Source organism: Azotobacter armeniacus, from assembly GCF_054779355.1.
Genome location: NZ_BAAGYK010000114.1, coordinates 1 through 818 on the forward strand (window position 1 = coordinate 1; position 818 = coordinate 818).

Annotated in this window: 1 protein-coding gene and 1 pseudogene; one reads left to right on the plus strand and one right to left on the minus strand. The window is 62.0% G+C overall.

Going from position 1 to position 818, the window contains the following annotated elements; genetic code table 11:
• Positions 1-98 precede the first annotated feature (98 nt).
• A pseudogene (locus ACYVD0_RS15160) lies at positions 99-233 on the minus strand (IS110 family transposase); the annotation flags it as partial.
• Positions 234-425: 192 nt separating this feature from the next.
• On the opposite strand from ACYVD0_RS15160, the gene tnpB reads away from it, so the two are divergent.
• Positions 426-761, plus strand: a complete 336-nt coding sequence (gene tnpB / locus ACYVD0_RS15165) for an IS66 family insertion sequence element accessory protein TnpB (protein WP_460427582.1) — start codon at positions 426-428, stop codon at positions 759-761.
• Positions 762-818: the final 57 nt, after the last annotated feature.

Genomic DNA, 818 nt, shown 5'->3' on the forward strand with positions numbered 1-818 from the left:
TGCGCAGAATCCAGAAGTTGCCGGAGCTGGTGAGATCGTTTTTCCGCCACCCGGACTGCCGATATACAGCAGCATGACATTACTTTTTAAAAGATTAGTAACAGGCCAACGCCGGGAGTTTCCGCCACTTTCTGGCAGTCGGAGCTCTCGCACAGGCAGCGCTTCAAGCGGCGTTCGATCACCCGGATTTCCTCCTCCAGTCTGAGCACCCGTGCCCACTGCTCACGCAGGGTAACCGTCCGGCCAAGTCATCTGGCTTGAACCCGCCAAGCTAAGAGAGGGTGTCCACCTATTTTTTATCGTGGACACCCTCTCAGGCTTTCAAGCGGGGGCATCGAGATCCCCCATCGGCGCACGACCTTGACCGTTCACTAGCCCGCAGGCGATGCGGCGGGCTGTGCCCGGTTCGTGCGCGAGATCCTGCAATGATCCGCATCGATGCCGTCTGGCTGGCCACCGCCCCCCTGGACATGCGGGCCGGCACGGAAACGGCGCTGGCCAGGATGGTGGCGGTCTTCGGTGCGGCGAAGCCGCACAACGCCTACCTGTTCGCCAACAAGCGGGCCAACCGCCTGAAAGTGCTGGTGCACGATGGTTTCGGTATCTGGCTGGCCTCGCGCCGGCTGAACCGGGGACGCTTTGTCTGGCCAGGCAACTGGCAAGAGACGCACGTGGGGTTGAATGCCGAGCAGCTTCAGGCGCTGGTGGTGGGGCTGCCCTGGCAGCGGGTCGGGTCGAGCGCGGCAATCAGCCTTTTATAGTCAGCGATCGTACATGGCGCGCAATTGACCGAACGACCTATCGTCGCGAGCCGTCGT

Excerpts from the sequence above, each read along its gene's own strand:
- tnpB (WP_460427582.1), top strand. The coding sequence starts at position 426 with ATGATCCGCATCGATGCCGTCTGGCTGGCCACCGCCCCCCTGGACATG.